General features: G+C 47.3%; 15 protein-coding genes. 7 read left to right on the top strand and 8 right to left on the bottom strand.

Annotation, left to right across the window (positions count from 1 at the left end; translation table 11 throughout):
* Positions 1-18: 18 nt before the first annotated feature.
* The 4 genes from acrB (at position 19) to LC084_RS01690 (ending at position 5,524) form a co-directional block, all read left to right on the top strand.
* Entirely contained in the window at positions 19-3,171 is a 3,153-nt protein-coding gene (gene acrB / locus LC084_RS01705; protein WP_226568803.1) for a multidrug efflux RND transporter permease subunit AcrB, read from the top strand.
* A gap of 1,016 nt (positions 3,172-4,187) precedes the next feature.
* Entirely contained in the window at positions 4,188-4,562 is a 375-nt protein-coding gene (gene tomB / locus LC084_RS01700; RefSeq protein WP_226568801.1) for an Hha toxicity modulator TomB, read from the top strand.
* 25 nt (positions 4,563-4,587) lie between these two features.
* Positions 4,588-4,809 carry an HHA domain-containing protein gene (locus LC084_RS01695; RefSeq protein WP_036110043.1) on the top strand — a complete coding sequence of 74 codons (222 nt, stop codon included), beginning with the start codon at positions 4,588-4,590 and terminating at the stop codon, positions 4,807-4,809.
* Between the two features lie 250 nt (positions 4,810-5,059).
* Positions 5,060-5,524 (top strand): YlaC family protein, encoded by a 465-nt coding sequence (locus LC084_RS01690; RefSeq protein WP_226568799.1) that lies wholly within the window; start codon positions 5,060-5,062, stop codon positions 5,522-5,524.
* A gap of 49 nt (positions 5,525-5,573) precedes the next feature.
* Here LC084_RS01690 and LC084_RS01685 read toward each other — a convergent pair whose 3' ends face one another.
* Positions 5,574-6,647: a LacI family DNA-binding transcriptional regulator gene (locus LC084_RS01685; protein ID WP_226568797.1), complete on the bottom strand. Its 1,074-nt coding sequence runs from the start codon at positions 6,645-6,647 to the stop codon at positions 5,574-5,576.
* Positions 6,648-6,913: 266 nt separating this feature from the next.
* Between LC084_RS01685 and LC084_RS01680 the strand changes: the two genes are divergently transcribed.
* Positions 6,914-8,173: a maltoporin gene (locus tag LC084_RS01680; protein WP_226568795.1), complete on the top strand. Its 1,260-nt coding sequence runs from the start codon at positions 6,914-6,916 to the stop codon at positions 8,171-8,173.
* Positions 8,174-8,350: 177 nt separating this feature from the next.
* Here LC084_RS01680 and LC084_RS01675 read toward each other — a convergent pair whose 3' ends face one another.
* The 6 genes from LC084_RS01675 to LC084_RS01650 form a co-directional block, all read right to left on the bottom strand.
* Positions 8,351-8,659: a glucose PTS transporter subunit EIIB gene (locus LC084_RS01675; protein ID WP_226568793.1), complete on the bottom strand. Its 309-nt coding sequence runs from the start codon at positions 8,657-8,659 to the stop codon at positions 8,351-8,353.
* A 122-nt stretch (positions 8,660-8,781) separates the two neighbouring features.
* A complete protein-coding gene (locus tag LC084_RS01670) occupies positions 8,782-10,839 on the bottom strand; it encodes a beta-galactosidase (protein ID WP_226568792.1) in 2,058 nt (685 codons plus the stop codon).
* A 27-nt stretch (positions 10,840-10,866) separates the two neighbouring features.
* Positions 10,867-12,069 (bottom strand): glycoside hydrolase family 53 protein, encoded by a 1,203-nt coding sequence (locus tag LC084_RS01665; RefSeq protein ID WP_226568790.1) that lies wholly within the window; start codon positions 12,067-12,069, stop codon positions 10,867-10,869.
* Between the two features lie 5 nt (positions 12,070-12,074).
* Positions 12,075-12,923 carry a sugar ABC transporter permease gene (locus LC084_RS01660; RefSeq protein ID WP_226568788.1) on the bottom strand — a complete coding sequence of 283 codons (849 nt, stop codon included), beginning with the start codon at positions 12,921-12,923 and terminating at the stop codon, positions 12,075-12,077.
* Between the two features lie 12 nt (positions 12,924-12,935).
* Positions 12,936-14,243, bottom strand: coding sequence for a carbohydrate ABC transporter permease (locus tag LC084_RS01655; protein WP_226568786.1), 1,308 nt, complete (start codon positions 14,241-14,243; stop codon positions 12,936-12,938).
* A 61-nt stretch (positions 14,244-14,304) separates the two neighbouring features.
* Positions 14,305-15,540 (bottom strand): extracellular solute-binding protein, encoded by a 1,236-nt coding sequence (locus LC084_RS01650; RefSeq protein ID WP_226568785.1) that lies wholly within the window; start codon positions 15,538-15,540, stop codon positions 14,305-14,307.
* A gap of 349 nt (positions 15,541-15,889) precedes the next feature.
* Here LC084_RS01650 and LC084_RS01645 point away from each other — a divergent pair, with 349 nt between their 5' ends.
* Positions 15,890-17,038: an ABC transporter ATP-binding protein gene (locus LC084_RS01645; protein ID WP_226568783.1), complete on the top strand. Its 1,149-nt coding sequence runs from the start codon at positions 15,890-15,892 to the stop codon at positions 17,036-17,038.
* A gap of 10 nt (positions 17,039-17,048) precedes the next feature.
* On the opposite strand, the gene LC084_RS01640 is transcribed toward LC084_RS01645, so the two are convergent.
* The gene (locus LC084_RS01640) at positions 17,049-17,525 is read right to left on the bottom strand and encodes a helix-turn-helix domain-containing protein (protein WP_226568782.1); all 477 of its coding nucleotides are present in this window, start codon (positions 17,523-17,525) and stop codon (positions 17,049-17,051) included.
* 211 nt (positions 17,526-17,736) lie between these two features.
* Here LC084_RS01640 and LC084_RS01635 point away from each other — a divergent pair, with 211 nt between their 5' ends.
* Positions 17,737-18,282 (top strand): flavin reductase family protein, encoded by a 546-nt coding sequence (locus LC084_RS01635; RefSeq protein WP_226568780.1) that lies wholly within the window; start codon positions 17,737-17,739, stop codon positions 18,280-18,282.
* Positions 18,283-18,292 lie beyond the last annotated feature (10 nt).

Raw genomic sequence — 18,292 nt, 5'->3', positions numbered from 1 at the left:
AACAGGAGCCGTTAAGACATGGCTAAGTTTTTTATCGATCGCCCAATTTTTGCCTGGGTAATCGCAATTATCATCATGCTCGCAGGGGCACTTGCTATCCTGAAACTGCCTATAGCGCAATATCCAACGATTGCGCCTCCGGCAATTCAGATTACAGCAACTTACCCAGGTGCGGATGCTAAAACGGTACAGGATACAGTTACTCAGGTCATCGAACAGAATATGAACGGTATCGATGGTATGATGTATATGTCTTCTACCAGCGATTCCTCTGGTACTGTGCAAATCACCCTGACATTTGATTCTGACACTGACCCGGATATTGCCCAGGTACAGGTTCAGAACAAACTGCAATTGGCAATGCCGCTGCTTCCGCAGGAAGTTCAGCAGCAAGGTGTGAGTGTTGAAAAATCGTCCAGTAGCTTCTTGATGGTAATGGCGATGATCAGCACTGACGGCTCAATGACACAGGATGATATTGCCGACTATGTAGGTTCAAATATCAAAGATCCCGTCAGCCGTACTTCTGGCGTGGGTGATGTCCAGTTGTTTGGTGCCCAATATGCAATGCGCATATGGATGGACCCGAACAAACTGAATAACTTCCAGCTTACACCTGTGGATGTTATCAGTGCTATCACCGCACAAAACGCGCAGGTAGCCGCAGGTCAGTTAGGGGGCACTCCGCCGGTTAAAGGCCAACAACTTAACGCCTCTATTATTGCGCAAACCCGTCTTAACTCTCCTGAACAATTCGGTAATATTTTGCTGAAAGTAAATCAGGATGGCTCACAAGTTCGCCTGAAAGATGTGGCAAAAGTTGAGCTGGGTGGTGAAAGCTATGATGTTATCGCCCGCTATAACGGCAAACCGGCCGCAGGCCTTGGGATCAAGCTGGCAACCGGTGCCAACGCACTGGATACTGCTGCTGCCGTTCGTGCGACTATCGATAAACTACAACCGTTCTTCCCTCATGGGCTGAAAGTCGTTTATCCCTACGATACAACGCCGTTCGTAAAAATCTCCATTAAAGAAGTGGTTAAAACGCTGGTAGAAGCCATTGTGCTGGTGTTCCTGGTTATGTATCTGTTCTTGCAGAACTTCCGGGCAACACTGATTCCTACCATCGCGGTCCCTGTCGTCTTACTGGGGACATTTGCCATCCTTTCCGCTTTCGGCTTCTCGATAAACACACTAACGATGTTCGCCATGGTCCTGGCGATAGGGCTATTGGTGGATGACGCCATCGTTGTGGTGGAGAACGTCGAGCGTGTTATGTCGGAAGAAGGGCTGCCACCAAAAGAAGCAACAAAACGTTCAATGGAGCAAATACAGGGCGCGCTGGTTGGTATTGCGTTGGTGCTGTCCGCTGTATTTATTCCTATGGCATTTTTTGGTGGCTCCACCGGGGCCATTTACCGCCAGTTCTCTATAACAATCGTTTCGGCGATGGTTCTGTCGGTTCTGGTAGCCATGATCCTTACTCCAGCACTGTGTGCCACCATGCTCAAGCCGATTAAAAAAGGCGACCATGGGGCAACAAAAGGTTTCTTTGGCTGGTTCAACAATATGTTCACGAAGAGTACGCACCACTACACCAATAGTGTAGCGAATATTCTTCAGAGCACAGGCCGTTACCTGGTACTGTATTTGGTTATTGTTGTTGGTATGGCCTGGCTGTTCCTGCGCCTGCCCAGTTCATTCCTGCCTGACGAAGATCAGGGGGTATTCCTCACCATGGCGCAATTGCCAGCAGGGGCGACTCAGGAACGAACGCAGAAAGTGCTGGATGAAGTCACAAATTATTACCTGACCAAAGAGAAAGACAACGTCAACTCTGTGTTCACGGTTAATGGTTTTGGTTTTGCTGGCCGTGGCCAGAATACCGGTATTGCGTTTGTTTCGCTGAAAGACTGGTCTGAACGCCCGGGTGAAGCGAATAAAGTTCCGGCTATTGCCGCACGAGCCAGTGCTGCGTTTTCGCAGATCAAAGATGCCATGGTTTTCGCGTTTAACCTTCCAGCAATTGTGGAACTGGGTACAGCGACTGGTTTTGACTTCGAACTTATTGACCAGGGTGGACTGGGGCACGATAAACTGATGCAGGCGCGTAACCAGTTGTTTGGCATGATTGCTCAACACCCGGATACGCTGGTTGGTGTGCGCCCTAACGGCCTGGAAGATACCCCGCAGTACAAAATCGACATCGATCAGGAAAAAGCGATGGCGCTTGGGGTAAGCATCAGTGATATCAACACCACGCTTGGTGCGGCCTGGGGGGGAAGTTACGTTAACGACTTCATCGACCGCGGGCGTGTGAAGAAAGTGTATGTGATGTCTGATGCCAAATACCGCATGCTGCCCAGCGATTTGAATTACTGGTATGTACGAGGTAGCGATGGCCAAATGGTGCCGTTCTCTGCATTCGCAACAGCCCGCTGGGAATACGGTTCTCCTCGCCTGGAACGTTATAATGGTTTGCCTTCAATGGAAATTTTAGGGCAGCCAGCACCGGGTAAAAGTACCGGTGAAGCTATGGCGCTGATGGAGCAATTGGCAAGTAAATTACCTGCAGGTATTGGCTACGACTGGACGGGGATGTCTTACCAGGAACGTCTGTCTGGTAACCAGGCTCCGGCACTTTACGCCATTTCACTGATTGTGGTGTTCCTGTGCCTTGCCGCTCTGTACGAAAGCTGGTCGATACCGTTCTCAGTAATGCTGGTAGTACCGTTGGGGGTTGTAGGTGCGTTACTTGCAGCTTCTCTGCGTGGCCTGAATAACGATGTTTACTTCCAGGTCGGTTTGCTGACAACCATTGGGGTATCGGCGAGGAACGCCATCTTGATTGTTGAGTTCGCCAAAGACCTTATGGAAAAAGAAGGCAAAGGTCTGGTAGAAGCAACTCTGGATGCTGTTCGTATGCGTCTGCGCCCTATTCTGATGACCTCGCTGGCATTTATCCTTGGGGTTCTGCCTCTGGTACTGAGCTCCGGTGCTGGTTCCGGTGCGCAAAACGCGGTAGGTACCGGTGTGTTTGGTGGGATGATTTCTGCCACGCTGCTGGCTATCTACTTTGTTCCCATGTTCTTCGTGGTGGTTCGCCGCCGCTTTAGCCGCAAAGGTGAAGATGTGGAACACAGCCATGAGAAAACACCGCAGTCCCATTAAGTTGTAACATGTGACTCCTTATAAAGGCCGCCCTGCGCGGCCTTTATCATTGATGAAAAAGAAGGAAAAAGCGTGGTTTTTCCTTCTTTTTAGTTAGTAGCCGAAAATCAATAAATTGATTTTCCTGGTTTTTTATTGGGTGACATCCGCTCGTTCTATGCGGACATGAGGTTTATCATCAGACTCAAAGGCCGCCCTGCGCGGCCTTTATTTTTTAGCTCGCGTTCTGGCTCGCTGAGCACATCTGTTTACTCCGCTCCTGCTTTTGATTCGTTCCCATAACAGCCAACAACTGTAGGCGTTTTACCATTAATCGCTGAACATGCATCAATGAGTCGCACCTGACATACTTGTTATGTTACAGTCAGCTGCTTGCTGAGAAAATGAATTAGCGGTATTTTTGCGCGATATTTCCCCGGTAGTATTGTGTTGTTTACGCCTATATTTAGAAATACCAGGTTTGCATGTTGCAATGCAGCAACAAGCCAGGGCTTCATGGTAAGCACAAAGATAGCTACTTGAGTTGTTCGCCATTACGTTAGTCTGCTTGCTTTACCACTGTGTTACTGATGCCTGTTGTTTGTAAGACATAGTGGGCGCGGCACGGGTTATGTTTTATGTAACCATTGCGGTAAAATTAGACTAAATAGTCAGGTAAGATAATGTTACGTCCAATAGTCATTTTGAGTGAGTAAAAAACCAGGATTATTCCGACATTATTTATAATTCACAACAAAAACATAATTACTCAAGATTCAGACTGTATATTGAACATGAAAGAAGCAAGCACTACCTACTTTGGCTAAGGTGTTTTAAATCATCTGTTTTTTGGGAAAGCTGTGTTACACGAGGACATTCTCATTATTTGTAATTTTTCACACTATTAAGATGAAAATTACTTAAGTGTGACTTATAGTTAAATCGTTAACCAGGTGATGTAAAACTCAATTGCTCTCTTTTGTAAGCCCCGAAGTATTGTATTTATCAGAAAATTTTCGATAATAAGGGGGTATCATATGGACGAATACTCGCCAAAAAGGCATGATATAGCACAGCTCAAATTCCTCTGTGAATCACTTTATCATGATTGCCTCTCGAGTCTCGAGGGCAGTACCCAGACCTGGGTTAACGATCCTACATCTCCAGCCAGCCTGCAGATGAACGACCTGATTGAGCATATCGCCACCTTTGCACTTAATTACAAATTAAAGTACGAAGACGATAGTGACTTGATAGAGAAAATAGATGAATATCTGGACGACACTTTTATGTTGTTCAGCAGTTATAGCATTAATGCTAAAGATTTACAGAAGTGGCGCAGAACAGGCCTTAACCTGTTTCGGTGTTTTTCAACGGTGACTAAAGAAAACCCCGTCAGCCATTCCTGTTAGTAAGAATATTTCTTAAGGTAAAGTTATGTCTATCACCAAACCGTTGACCAAAACTGATTATTTGATGCGTTTAAGGCGCTGCCAGACCATCGATACCCTCGAGAGAGTTATTGAGAAAAATAAATATGAACTTTCTGATAGTGAACTGGCAGTATTTTATTCAGCAGCAGATCACCGTCTTGCAGAACTGACGATGAATAAATTGTACGATAAAATCCCATCTTCAGTATGGAAGTTTGTACGCTAAGTGACTTTCTGATTCAAATACAATTCAGAACTTGCAGATAGCATAATCCCGGTTCTTCTATGTTATCGCTCAAAAACCGGTTTCCCGGCGGTATGGTTATACTCACATCCCACGTAGCACTGGCTGTTGTGTGTTGCCTACCTGCCCCCGCAACTGTTATGCAAATTTTCAGGGGATCTGTTACTGGGTTACCGTGCTCAGCCACTCTACAATTCAGGAGTATTCCTGAATTTTTTCTGTAGAGGCTTGTATGACGGAAATTCAGCGCCTGCTGAGCAATACCATTGAGCAACTGAACCATAGCGAAAAACGTGATAATCGCCCGCGTTTTAGTATTAGCTTTATTCGCCGTTATCCGGGGCTTTTTGTTGCCATGTACGCAGGATGGTTAGCGACCCTCGTTGTTGTCGTGAAATCCACGACACTTCAGGATTTTGTCTGGCTGCATGTTGCGCTTTTTGTCCTGCTCAATGGTTTCTTCTTCTTCGATGTTAATCCCCGTTACCGGTATCAAGATATAGATCTACTGGATTTTCGCGTGTGTTATAACGGTGAGTGGTATAACACACGTGCTGTTCCCGAAGAACTGATAAGCGATATCCAGGCATCTTCACATGTCAGCCATCAGCAGAAAGATTTATTAGCAAAAATGTTGGTCAATAAAAAAATGCTGACGTTTTACGATATTTATAGTCTGGATAAACAGGCGTCGTAGCCCGGCAGAGTAACCTCTCTGAACTACTCCATTCCGGGCTCCTGGCTCGCTACGAGCTTAGTTGCTGTGCAAGCTGGCGCAGTGTATCGGCAATTTGCTGCAAATCACGGGTATCATCTTGCTTTGGCCCGGTGGAGTTACGCACCACCAGTTTTGCGGGAAGAACAGAGGATGAACGCCCGTCTTCTTTCTGCCCCGCATTGAGTAAACGCCGCACCGCTTCTTTACCCTGTAAATCTAAATCCAGAGAAACTGTGGTCAACGCAGGGTAAAAGAATGAGCTTTCCCAAGTATCATCATACCCAATCACCGATTTCTGCCCAGGAATGCTCAGTTGATGCTGATGGAACGCACTCAGTACACCCAGCGCCATTTGATCATTACCGACCAGTACCGCAGAAAATGAAGGGGTTTCACGCAACATCTGGAGTGCACCAGCGTACCCGCTACGGGCATCCCAGTCGCCATGCAGAACTGTCACGGGGTTTAGTCCATAACCGTCCAGCGTCTCGCACCAGGATTTCAAACGTAAGCGCGCTGACACGGAATGTGCTGGCCCCGCCAGTATCGCAATATCACGATGCCCCTGTTCATAGAGATATTTCACACTGGCACGGGTACCATCTGCTGGATTAAACGAAACGTTAAACACAGAGCTAAATGGGTCCACATCCAGAAACAGGCAAATAATATCATCGTTCTCAATAGCTATTTTTTCTGCACTCTCGCTTTCCAGAGGCACGTTAATTATCACTTTATCAACCCACTGAGACTTCAGCTCATTAATAGCACTCTGGATACTTTGTTCTACGTTCTCATCGATCATGGAAATCAGCACCTGATACCCATCCTGATTTGCGTAACGTTTCACTGCTGCAGCCACCTGCGAAGGGGCGTGTAACGCCAGTGAAGTGGTAACCAGGCCAATCGTATTACTTTGTTTCCCCACCAATTGCTGCGCCAGTCGATTAGGTACATAGCGCAGCGCCTCAATAGCTTCCTCCACTTTACGGCGCGTAGTTTCAGACACATTGGCTGATTTATTCAAAACCCGGGAGACCGTCTGGTATGAGACGCCTGCATACCGGGCAACATCTTCTAATGTCGCACTTTTAGACTTCATCTTTCCATTTCCATGTAGGCTACTAATCAAATTGTATCAGGCGTCCGTCTGAAATACCTGAGGAAAAACCGCCTCACCGATACAGAATAAAAAAGTAAGACGCTCACATAACAAAAACATGTGAGCAACCTCACCGTGTGATAACAAAACTAGTTGTTTTATTTGCGTCAAATCACATTACCGCCTGTTCAAAATTGAAAGAAATCATAATTAGGCATTTTATTACATCGATTATGTGAACGTAATACAAACAATAAGAGGGTATCATGAATACGACGCTACGCACACTCACTGTCGCGTTGACAGCAGCGCTGACTTCAACCTGGGCGATGGCAGACAACGCTATCGATTTTCACGGCTATTTGCGCTCTGGTATAGGCGTTTCCAGCGATGGAGGCATGCAGGAATGGCAGAAAAACAAACTCGGCCGTTTGGGTAATGAGACAGATACATATGGCGAGATTGAGCTGGGTTCCGAAGTGTATAAAAAAAATGATGTCAGCTTCTACCTGGACAGTATGGTCAGCATGGTTTCTGATGGTTCTGATGACAATGAAACCACAATTGGCGATGATGCAGAGTTCGGTTTACGGCAGTTAAACCTGCAAATTAAAGGTCTGGTACCTGGCGATAAAGATGCCGTTATCTGGGGCGGCAAGCGTTACTACCAGCGTCATGATCTGCATATTATTGATACAAAATACTGGAACATTTCCGGAGCAGGTGCCGGGATTGAAAACTACAGCGTTGGCCCGGGCGCCGTTTCCTTTGCATGGATAAGGGGTGATGCCAATGATGTCGATTACCGCGTGGACAATGATAATGACGTCAACATCAACTACCTTGATTTACGTTATGCCGGTTTAAAGCCTTGGCAGGGTTCCTGGGTGGAAGTCGGTATCGATTACGCCATGCCTAACCCAACCAACAAGCAGAAAAGCTATGGCGGGTTATATGATGCAGATAACGGTGTCATGCTGACAGGTGAAATCAGCCAGGATATGTTCGGCGGATACAATAAGTTGGTAGTGCAGTATGCTAACAAAGGCCTGGCGCAGAATATGGTTTCGCAGGGTGGTGGCTGGTATGACATGTGGAATGACACCAGCAGCGCCACGGGCTACCGTATTATCAACACGGGCCTGATTCCGATTACTGACCGTTTCTCGATAAACCATGTGCTCACCTGGGGTTCAGCCAACAATATTACCGCCACTACAGATAAAACCCGGATGGTCTCGCTGGTTGGCCGTGCACAGTATCAATTCACTAACTACGTGCGTGGGATTGGTGAAGCGGGTGCCTTTTACCAAAAAGATACATATAACGATGGGTCAAATTACAAGCAAAGCGGCGAGAAATACACTATTGCTCTGGCACTGGCGGATGGCCCTGAATTTATGTCGCGCCCGGAGTTGCGTATTTTTGCTTCATACCTGACGGATGGCGAAAAACGCGATACCTTCCGCGACAATACAGCCAGCGATACCTGGAACTATGGTGTGCAGGTGGAAGCCTGGTGGTAAGCATTACCTGACAGATTCATCATCATTATATCTCTTTTTTTGATGTTATTTTCTCCGACATCATAGCCACTGCATATTGTTTTTTTAGGGCAATCATTATTTTGATTGCCTTATTTTTTTGGCAAATAATAAAAAAGCTGGTACCTGACCAGCTTTTTTATTATTGCTTAACAACCATCATAACTGTGAAAAATGTTTTTCCAGAAGTTGACGCAAATTGTCTGACTGGGTACCGAAAATAGCATGAACCTCGTGACCAATAATAATCACACCCAGTGCGCCTTCGCTCTGCAGAGCCTGTGAGTCAACCTGCGATAACTGCGCCACGGTAACCCGCAGGCGTGTCAGGCAGGCATCTATATGGCGGATATTATCCCGGCCACCAAAGCCACTGACCAGACGTTCAGCCTGCGCTTTATCTGTGTCATTCATTGCACACTCCACTTCATGGCGAAAATACTGGAGAAAGGATTTCAGGCTTACCATAGGCTGTTCCTTATGCTGATAATTACAGGAAAGAAATAAAAACACGCCCACTATTCAGGGCGCAGGATGGCACTATCAGAAGGGCATATTCCCGCCCCCAAAAGGCCAGCGGGAATCAATGACTAACATGCGCAGGAGAGTACCCGGCAATCCCATGCTGTCAGGTTTACCGGGCCAGAAACCGGCAACCCGGTCAGCATATCGGTATACCCGTGTGGCAGGACGAGGTTATGCTGTTTGTCGCTGTAGTTTTCCAGGAAGATGTAATTCTGTTCCCCGTCTGTGCGTTGGTGTGCGGTAACACCAGGCGGCAATGGCACAGGCAGAGGCCCGCATAAGCCTGATTCAGCAATGATATTGCCGAAAAAATCACGCTGGAAAGCCAGATCATTACGCGATGCGATATACCATGCTTTACCCCGACCAAACGCATTCACAGTGACCGCAGGCCTGCCTGCATAGAAATCTTCCCGATAACAGGCCAGTGGCCTGGCACTTTCGGTATTAATAAGCTCACACAAGTGCCGAACACGATACGGCCCCTGCAAGCCCGCCTCGTTACCGGCAAGCCCCTGAATCAGGTTGCTTTCACCTTCAGCCAGGCTGTCAATCTCCTCAGCCCAAATCCCCAGCACGTTACGTAATGGGCCAGGGAAACCGCCTAAATGGCACAAGTCACTTTCGTCAACAATGCCACTCCAGTACGTAGCAACAAATTGCCCACCCTGTTCAACAAAGGCTTCCACTCGGCTGGCAAACCCATCACGAACCATGTAGAGCATCGGAGCTATAACTAACTGATACTGGGATAAATTAGCATCAGCATTGATCACGTCAACACTGATTCCCTGCTCCCAAAATGGACGGTAATGCTCTGCAACCGTCTTCTCATATTCAAGCCCCAGGTTACGAGGCCCCTGGGCGTTATCCATTGCCCAACGGCTTTCCCAGTCGAAAATAATTGCAACATGTGCTTCAACCCGGCACCCAACCACCGGCGAAAGGTGCTGAAGGATATCGCCCAGTTTGCAGACCTCACGGCCAACACGGGTATCAATATGCCCTACGTGATCCACCACGGCGCCATGGAATTTCTCTACCGAACCCCGGCTTTTACGCCACTGGAAATATTGCACCGCATCCGCGCCATGAGCGACAGCCTGCAGTGAAGAAAGGATATGCATACCCGGTTTTTTGAGCTTACTGGTCGGCTGCCAGTTAGTCACACTGGGTGTTGACTCCATTAAAACAAAGGGCTTGCCCTGTTTTAATGTGCGCATCAGGTCATGGTACATCGCGGTATAACAGGCCAGCGTGGCCTCATCTTTATCCTGGTGCCACATGGGGTAACTATCCCAGGAAATGAAATCGATGGCCTGCGCCAGTTTCCAGTAATCGTAGTCGTAGAAATATTCCATGAAGTTAGTCGTGACTGGCAATGCCGCATTAGCCGCTTTGAGCGGTGCCACTTCATTACGGCAAAAATCAACGACCTGGTCTGTAGTAAACCGCCGCCAGTCAAGGTTCAGCCCATGAACAGACTCTTCGCCCTGGGGTGCGGGAGACTCGATCTGCGACCAGTCTGTATAGGTATGACTCCAGAATGTACTCCACCAGGCATGGTTTAGCTCATCCAGTGACGAATAGCGTTGTTGCAGCCATTCACGAAAGCGTGCCTGGCAAGCAGGACAATGGCATTCTCCACCGTATTCATTGGAAACATGCCAGCCAATAACGCCCGGGTGGTGACTGTACCGCTCAGCCAGACGGGTATTTAACTGACGAACTTTTTCACGGTATACGGGTGAAGTCAGGCAGTGGTTATGGCGGCCACCATGCAGAGCTGGCACCCTGTCGCGCCCCACCCGCAATACCTGAGGGTAAGCCTGTGATAACCAGGCAGGCCGGGCACCACTGGGGGTGGCAAGAAAAACGGATATACCACTGGCATATAGTTTATCCAGCACATTATCCAGCCAGCCAAACTGGTATTCACCTTCTTTTGGCTCAAGCTTCGCCCAACTGAAAATACCCACCGACATAATATTGCACTTTGCCTGTTGCATCATGGCAATATCTTTTTCCAGAATATCGGGGTAATTATCCCACTGTTCCGGATTATAGTCGGCACCATGCAATAAGGTAGCGACCTTTGAACTCAAAGGTGGAAACTTATTCATAAAAAACCCTTAGAATGAAATGAAAACTTAATTAAAAACTTTTATTGATGGCAGCACCTCGCCCTGGCAATTAAATAGCGCCTGGTTTTCACGCGCATTACCCAATTTCCAGTGGTCATTGATATATTTCATCCCAGCCTCTGTTGCCCATGTATTTCCCGGAGGCGTTATCCAGGCTGGCTCCCAATAAAATATGCCTTTGCCACGTTGTTGCGGTACATCAATCACACTTTGCATTAAATCATGTAAATAATCTGCCTGGCCCTGCAATGTTGCCGGGTAGCCTCCGGCCGTTTCTTCTTTTTGTTGAAAACTGTTCTCGGCTTTATCGCAATTTGCCAGAGTCCATGCATATGCAGCTTCCACTACAATGACATCTTTATGGTAACGCTTGCTAATATCATCCATATTGGATTGCAGCGCGCTAATCGGGCCATTCCAGTAGGTGTACATTGATAAGCCAATGACATCAAACGGTACATCTCGTTTAATGATTTCATCAAACCACCAGCGGAATGTGTCATTTTTGGTGCCTTCTGCCAGGTGCAACATAATTTTGACATGGTCGTCCGGCCCGAGGCTGGATTTCATCCCACTAATTGCTGCTTTTAATAGCCCGGCAAGCCGGTCAAATTCGCCGCCACCCTCTCCCCAACTCTTGCCTTCCGGCCACAATATACCGCTATTAATTTCATTACCGATTTGCACCATATCCGGTAGTGCACCGGCCTGCCGGAACTGCTGTATGGTGTCACGGGTATAATCATGAATAGTTGTAACCAGTTGGTCGTAGTTCATTCCTTGCCAGGCTTTGGGCTTAAACTGTTTTCCCGGATCAGTCCAGAAGTCACTATAATGAAAATCCAGCAACACCTTCATACCCAGCGCTTTTGCGCGCTTTGCCAGTGCAAGAGTGGTAGCCAAATCATTGTCGCCACCACCATAAGGATGGCCAGTGCTGTCTTTCGGATCCACCCATAACCGCAGCCGAATATAGTTAAAACCATTGGCTTTTAAAATCGCCATCGCATCTTGTTGTTGATGCTGTGCGTTATAAAACTTCGCACCCTGATGCTCCACTTCATATAAAGTAGAAACATCCGCACCTTTAATAAAATCAGTTGGCTCATTACGTAATGGTTTAATCACCACGGTTTCACTGGCATAAAGCGGTAAACTGGTTGCTGCAGCCAGTCCCCAGATAACAAAAGAAAGCACGGTCTTTTTCATAATAATTACCCTTTGGTACTCCCTGAAGTCAGGCCAGAAACAAAATACTTCTGTAATGCCAGGTACAATATTGCAACAGGCAATGCAATCAACACAGCTCCTGCCGCATATGTGGTGTAACTGGCCCCCATTTTTTGTGCTACCAGGTTATATAACCCAATAGGCAAAGTGTATTTATCCGGTGTGCGTAAAATCGTACTGGAAAGGATAAAATCCCCCAATGGGCCAGTAAAAGAGAACAACGCGACCACCGCAATAATTGGCTTTGATAACGGCATAATAATTTCCAGGAAAATGCGTAAATTACTGGCACCATCCATTCGGGCCGATTCATCCAAATCTTTCGGTATCGCGTCCAGGTAACCTTTCATCAGCCAGGTATTCATCGGGATCATGCCAGCAACGTAGATCAGTACTAACGCCAGGTGGCTGTTAATCAGCCCCAGCAGTTGTGACAGTACGAAGATGGCAATCAACGCCGAGAACTGCGGGATCATTTGCAGTAACAAAAACAGCATCAGCCCGTTTTGGCGCCCTTTAAAACGAAAACGTGAGAAAGCATACGCCGTAAAACTGACACTGATTAACGTCAGCACCATGGTCATCAGGCTTATCTTCATTGAGTTCCAGTACCATGTCAGGTAATTTACCTGGCCATTAAACAAGTCCTGATAATGCTGAAAAGAAAGGTTATCTGGAATAATAGAGGTACTGAGCAGGCTGTTTCCGGCATTCAGTGATGCCCCCACAGTCCAGATCAACGGATAAATAATAATCACCGAAACCACCGCTACAACCAGCCAGGATAATGACAGGCGTATCCATTTTTCACGCTTAATACTTTGTGTTTTCACCCTGAATACCCCTTACGCCATTTCGTCATTTTTGAATGATTTCGTGGCACGGAATTGCCACAGTGCAACACCCACAACAAAAATCGATAAAAGAATGGTGATAGTTGCAGCAATCGCGTACTGAGAAGATGACATCGTCAGCTTATAAATCCATGAAACCAGAATATCTGTACCACCCGCATTAGAGCCGGCCACTGCCGGGCCACCATTGTTAAATAAGTAAATGATGTTGAAATTATTAAAGTTAAATGTGTATTGAGTAATAATAATGGGCGCAATGGAATAGAGAACCAAAGGCAAAGTAATGGTGCGTAATTTGGTAAATGTACTGGCTCCATCCATGGTGGCGGCTTCATATAAATCATCCGGAATTGCCTGCAGCACACCTGTTGTCATGGCAAAGACAAATGGAAAGCCAAGCCAGGTTTGCATCATGATCAATGCTGTTTTAGTCCAGAATGGATCTGTCATCCAGGCTTTGGGGCTTATCCCCAGAAAAGACAGAATAGAGTTATTAATCACACCAAAAGAATCATTAAACATCCCGGCAAAAACCAGAATCGTGACAAACCCGGGCACAGCCCACGGAAGAATGAAAATAGTCCGAATCACCGGTTTAAAGCGCAGATCTTTTTGATTCACCAAAATCGCCAGCATGACACCCACGCTGCATTGCAGCGTTGTTGCCAGCAAGGTCCACACTACCGTCCACTGCAACACATCAAAAAAAGTATTACGCCAAATTGACAGGGTAAAAATATTGATAAAGTTTTTAATTCCCACCCAGTCCACCAGTTTTGCAGGTGGGGTGTGATACAGGTTGTAATTGGTAAAAGCGATAGCAAAACCAAATAAAATCGGGAAGATAACCACAAACACTAACAGGATAAAACCTGGTGTTATCATTAAATACGGGAACCCTTCATTGAGCAGGATCTGGTACTGGCGGCGCACACTGTGTAACGGTATACCGCTATCCCGCCGGCGGCCATTTACCCAGGCATCACGTAATGACAGCAGATAAACCGCCACCCCGAAGCCAATGATCAACAGGCTTAATATTCCTTCCGCTAATAAGAAGACAGAATTATCACGGGGAACCTCTTCACCAAGTGTCCATAATCCCCACAGACCTTCCCCCAAAAAATCATGGAACACGCCCAGGAAACTACTGAGTAGCACCAGAAAAATAAGCCCTTTTGCCCACTGGCGGTTATAAAACTGACCGAATCCAGGCAGGCAGGCCAGCAACAACGCTGCCCACGCATGACGACCTGGCCCGGTTGATGCGGATAAACTTTCACTGGAACTGATAATCACACCTGGCTCCTTCTGCTGTACGGGGAAGCCCCGCTCCCCCGTAACAAAACAATACCTGGAATTACTGGTTACTGGCCTGCATGGCTTCTATTTGCATTTTGATTTGTTTAACTGCGCTATCGAGCGCATCTTTTGGCGACTGCTTACCCGTCATACTCAGTTGCAGTGCCGCATTCGCAGGCCCCCAAACCTCACCCATTTCAGGAATGCCCGGCATTGCGACAGCAAACTTTGACTGTTCAGCCACAGCACTGGCGCGCTCATCATTTTTAATCACCGGATCATTCATAACAGCCAGCAATGGTGGGATCTCTTTCGTCACTTCATAACGCGTTTTCACGTATTTCGGCTGGTTAATAAAGGTGATGAATTTATCGGCAAGGGTTTTATCTTTGCTCCAGGTGGAGACCACATAACCTTTCACGCCCAGAAACGCGCTCATCGGTTTACCATTTTCCAGCAGGGGTAATGGTGCCACGCCGTAATTCACACCAGCCGCTTCATAAGGCTGGAACGCCCAGGGGCCATTAATAACTGCCGCAGCTTTTTTCTCTGTGAATAAGGAATCAATTGCATTGAGGCCGTTTTCCCCAACAATGCCACTGGGAAATAACTGTTCACTGTAGAATTTTTTTAACGTAGTGACGGCATCCACAGCACCTGGTGTGTTCAGCCCAATATCCAGGGGATTGAGCTTACCCTTGCTGTCTTTACCAAAGATATACCCGCCCATAGGGCTGACTGCTCCCCAGCTATAATAGAGCTCATCGAATTTTGCCAGCAGGCCAATCTTGTTCTGTTCATGTTGCTGGCGAGAGAAGTTAAACCACTCATCCAGTGTCTTGAATGGGGTTTTTACGAGATCTTTGTTATAGATCAGTACCAGTGTTTCAACCGCTTTAGGTAAACCATACTGTGTGCCATTCATCTGGAAAGCATCTACCGATGAAGGTGTAAAACCCGCAAGTATTGATTTATCCAGCGTTAGCGGTGCCAGAAGCCCCTGCACCACCGCACCACCGAGCTGATCATTTGGAATGACCAGGACATCCGGACCAATACCTGCGGGCCCGTCGAGGCGTAATTTTTCCAGTTGCTGAGCAAATGGCATCTCCAGGACATTCACTTTCACCTGATACTGCTTTTCAAAATCACTGATAGCGACTTTGATACCGTCTGATTTCTTAATATCTTCCCAAACAGTAAGCTGCTGTGCGGCGGCGGATGCCTCAAATACAACGAACTGGCTGCCTGCCAGTGCGGAAAGTAACAGGGCGGAGCATAGCGTAATTTTCATTATCGACCTCTTGTGAAGGTATTACATTTAAGATGTTCTGCTAACTTTTTTGTTTTTTCTCGTAACTGAGTCATTCCCATAATTTAAATTCTTTTTGATGATGATACTGCTCACCATCAATGATGTTATACGTTACTCTTTGAAAATAATGTGAACCATCTCTTAGTGGTTATTCTGTGATCATGATTGCAGAAATGAAACAGCAGCATACTGCCTGCTACAACTGAGATATATAGTTTCAGCATCTCAAAAAACCACCCTGCTCTTGCTTGCTTTCATGGTGTGTTATACGTACTACATTAAAACCATAAAACAGCATTAGCTGCATTCATTAAGCCAGGAGAAGTGGATGTCCAGCATACAGCTCAGAAACGTCACCAAGCGCTTTGGCAAAACCGTCACGCTGCACAATATTCAACTTGATATCGAAGACGGAGAATTTGCGGTATTTGTCGGCCCGTCAGGGTGTGGTAAATCCACGCTGTTGCGCATGATCGCGGGCCTTGAGGATATTAGTGAGGGCGAGATAATGATTGGGCCAACGGTTGTCAATGATATTGCCCCGGCCCACCGTGGGGTGGCAATGGTCTTTCAGTCCTATGCCCTGTATCCTCACATGACCGTTGCTGAAAATATGGGTTATGGACTGAAGGTAAATAAAGTTCCCAAAGCAGAGATCCGCCATCAGGTAGAGATGGTGGCAAAAACACTGCAACTGACCCACCTGCTTGAACGCAAACCAAAACAACTTTCAGGCGGCCAGCGCCAGCGTGTCGCTATTGGCCGGGCAATTGTGCGTAACCCACAAGTGTTTATGTTCGATGAACCTTTATCTAACCTGGATGCTGAACTGCGGGTTGAAATGCGTCTGCATATCGCCCGGTTGCATCAGGAAATGAAAACCACAATGGTGTATGTCACCCATGACCAGGTAGAGGCCATGACGCTGGCAGACAAAATTGTGGTCATGAACTATGGCAAGGTGGAACAGACTGGCTCACCAATGCACCTCTACTACAACCCGGTTAACCGGTTTGTTGCAGGGTTTATCGGGTCGCCAAAAATGAATTTTCTGCCTGCAACAGTGAAGCACTGGCAGGAGGGAGAACTGGTGGTGGACATTGCCGGGCAGCAAACGCTGATACTCGCATTGCATACACAGCAATTACATCCAGGCGATAACATCACATTGGGTATTCGCCCTGAGCATTTGCAGGTGGGTGAACAGGCGGGTTGCCAGCTTCAGTTCCAGTGCGAAGTAGTGGAACGCCTGGGGAACAATACCTGGCTGTTTGGCCAGTGTTATGGCCATGACAACTTCAAAGTACTTATTCCGTCAGATATTCATTTCAGCCCTTGGCAGAAGATAACAACGTATTTTGAAGCCCGGCAATGTATGGTCTTCGACGAAGCCGGGCTGCGTATCAGTGCTGAAATTAAGGTTCCGGATAATACCCTACCCGCACACCAGGCAGAGGCACAGGCGATCCCCGCCTGACACTGGGATATTATTTACGTAACAACTGCTGCAGGCGTATTTGCCTGCGGCGAGACAGCCAATTGTGCAGCACAAATAGCCTGAATCCACGCACTATCAACAATCCGCCCCAAATACCTAACGGCCAGAGAAACCACAATATGTCGTGACTGGTCAGCAGGTTTATTACCGCTAAACCGCCACAAATAACCGCCCAGGTGCACAATGAACGCAGAAACCTGCTTTCTTCATCCAACCTGGCATTGGCGGCCATAACCCGCTGATCCGCTCCATCCTCTGCCGGTTCGCGCTGTTCATCTGCCGGGTTCATTAACTCAGCAACCGGGCACTCAAATACCGCAGCTAACGCACTCATTGTTTCAATACTTGCCTGCTCACCACTCTCAATACGCTGGATAGTGCGAACACTCAGCGCCGATAATGCCGCAAGTTGTTCCTGTGACCAGCCACGAGCAAGCCGCAGGGCTTTAATATTATTCTGCTGCATTCTGTTTCTCCATTGTTCTGTTGACGAAAAATACTGTCCGCCAACCCCGCTGGAAACACCACGACAGGAACCTGACAGCAACACGACAGCCAACTGCCACCAGCCTGAAAGCTCTGTGTTTGCGGGCTGCCACGCAAGTATCCGCCAAACAACCTCACACCCGGCCAGGAAACGACTATGATCCTGTATAACAAGCCTTACAGGAGCCAATATGAAAAAGTACCCATATCCTGTTAGTGAAGTGCGCAGGTTTCTGGAGCCTGGGCCAATAGTGCTGATTAGTTCCCACTGGCAAGGGAAGGACAACATCATGACGCTTGGCTGGCAAACTGTCATGGAGTTTTCACCTTCACTGATTGGCTGCATGATTTCCGCTGGCAACCATAGCTTTGAGATGATCAAGGCCAGCAGAGACTGTGTCATTAACCTGCCAGAAGTGGGGTTACTGGATACCGTTGCGCAAATAGGTAATTGTTCAGGGAGTGAAACCGATAAATTCACGCGATTTGGTTTAACGCCAGAGCCCGCACAAAGTGTTGGTGCGCCAGCGGTTGCCGAGTGCTTTGCCAGTTTTGAATGCCAAATCTATGACGATGTTCTGGTAGACAGCTATAACTTCTTTATTTTCGAAGTGGTTTGCGCACGGGTAAAAAGCCTGACTGACTGGCCCCAAACCATGCACTATACTGGCGACGGTATTTTCCGCCTCGATGGTGAAATGGTAAACCGCCATCAGTGGTTCACCAAAGTGAGTTGATGGCGGAAAA

This window comes from Mangrovibacter yixingensis (assembly GCF_020523985.1).
In the GTDB taxonomy this organism is placed as follows: Bacteria; Pseudomonadota; Gammaproteobacteria; order Enterobacterales; family Enterobacteriaceae; genus Mangrovibacter; species Mangrovibacter yixingensis.
The sequence above is the reverse complement of the archived record's forward strand: the minus strand, read 5'-3'. Positions and strand labels throughout refer to the sequence as shown.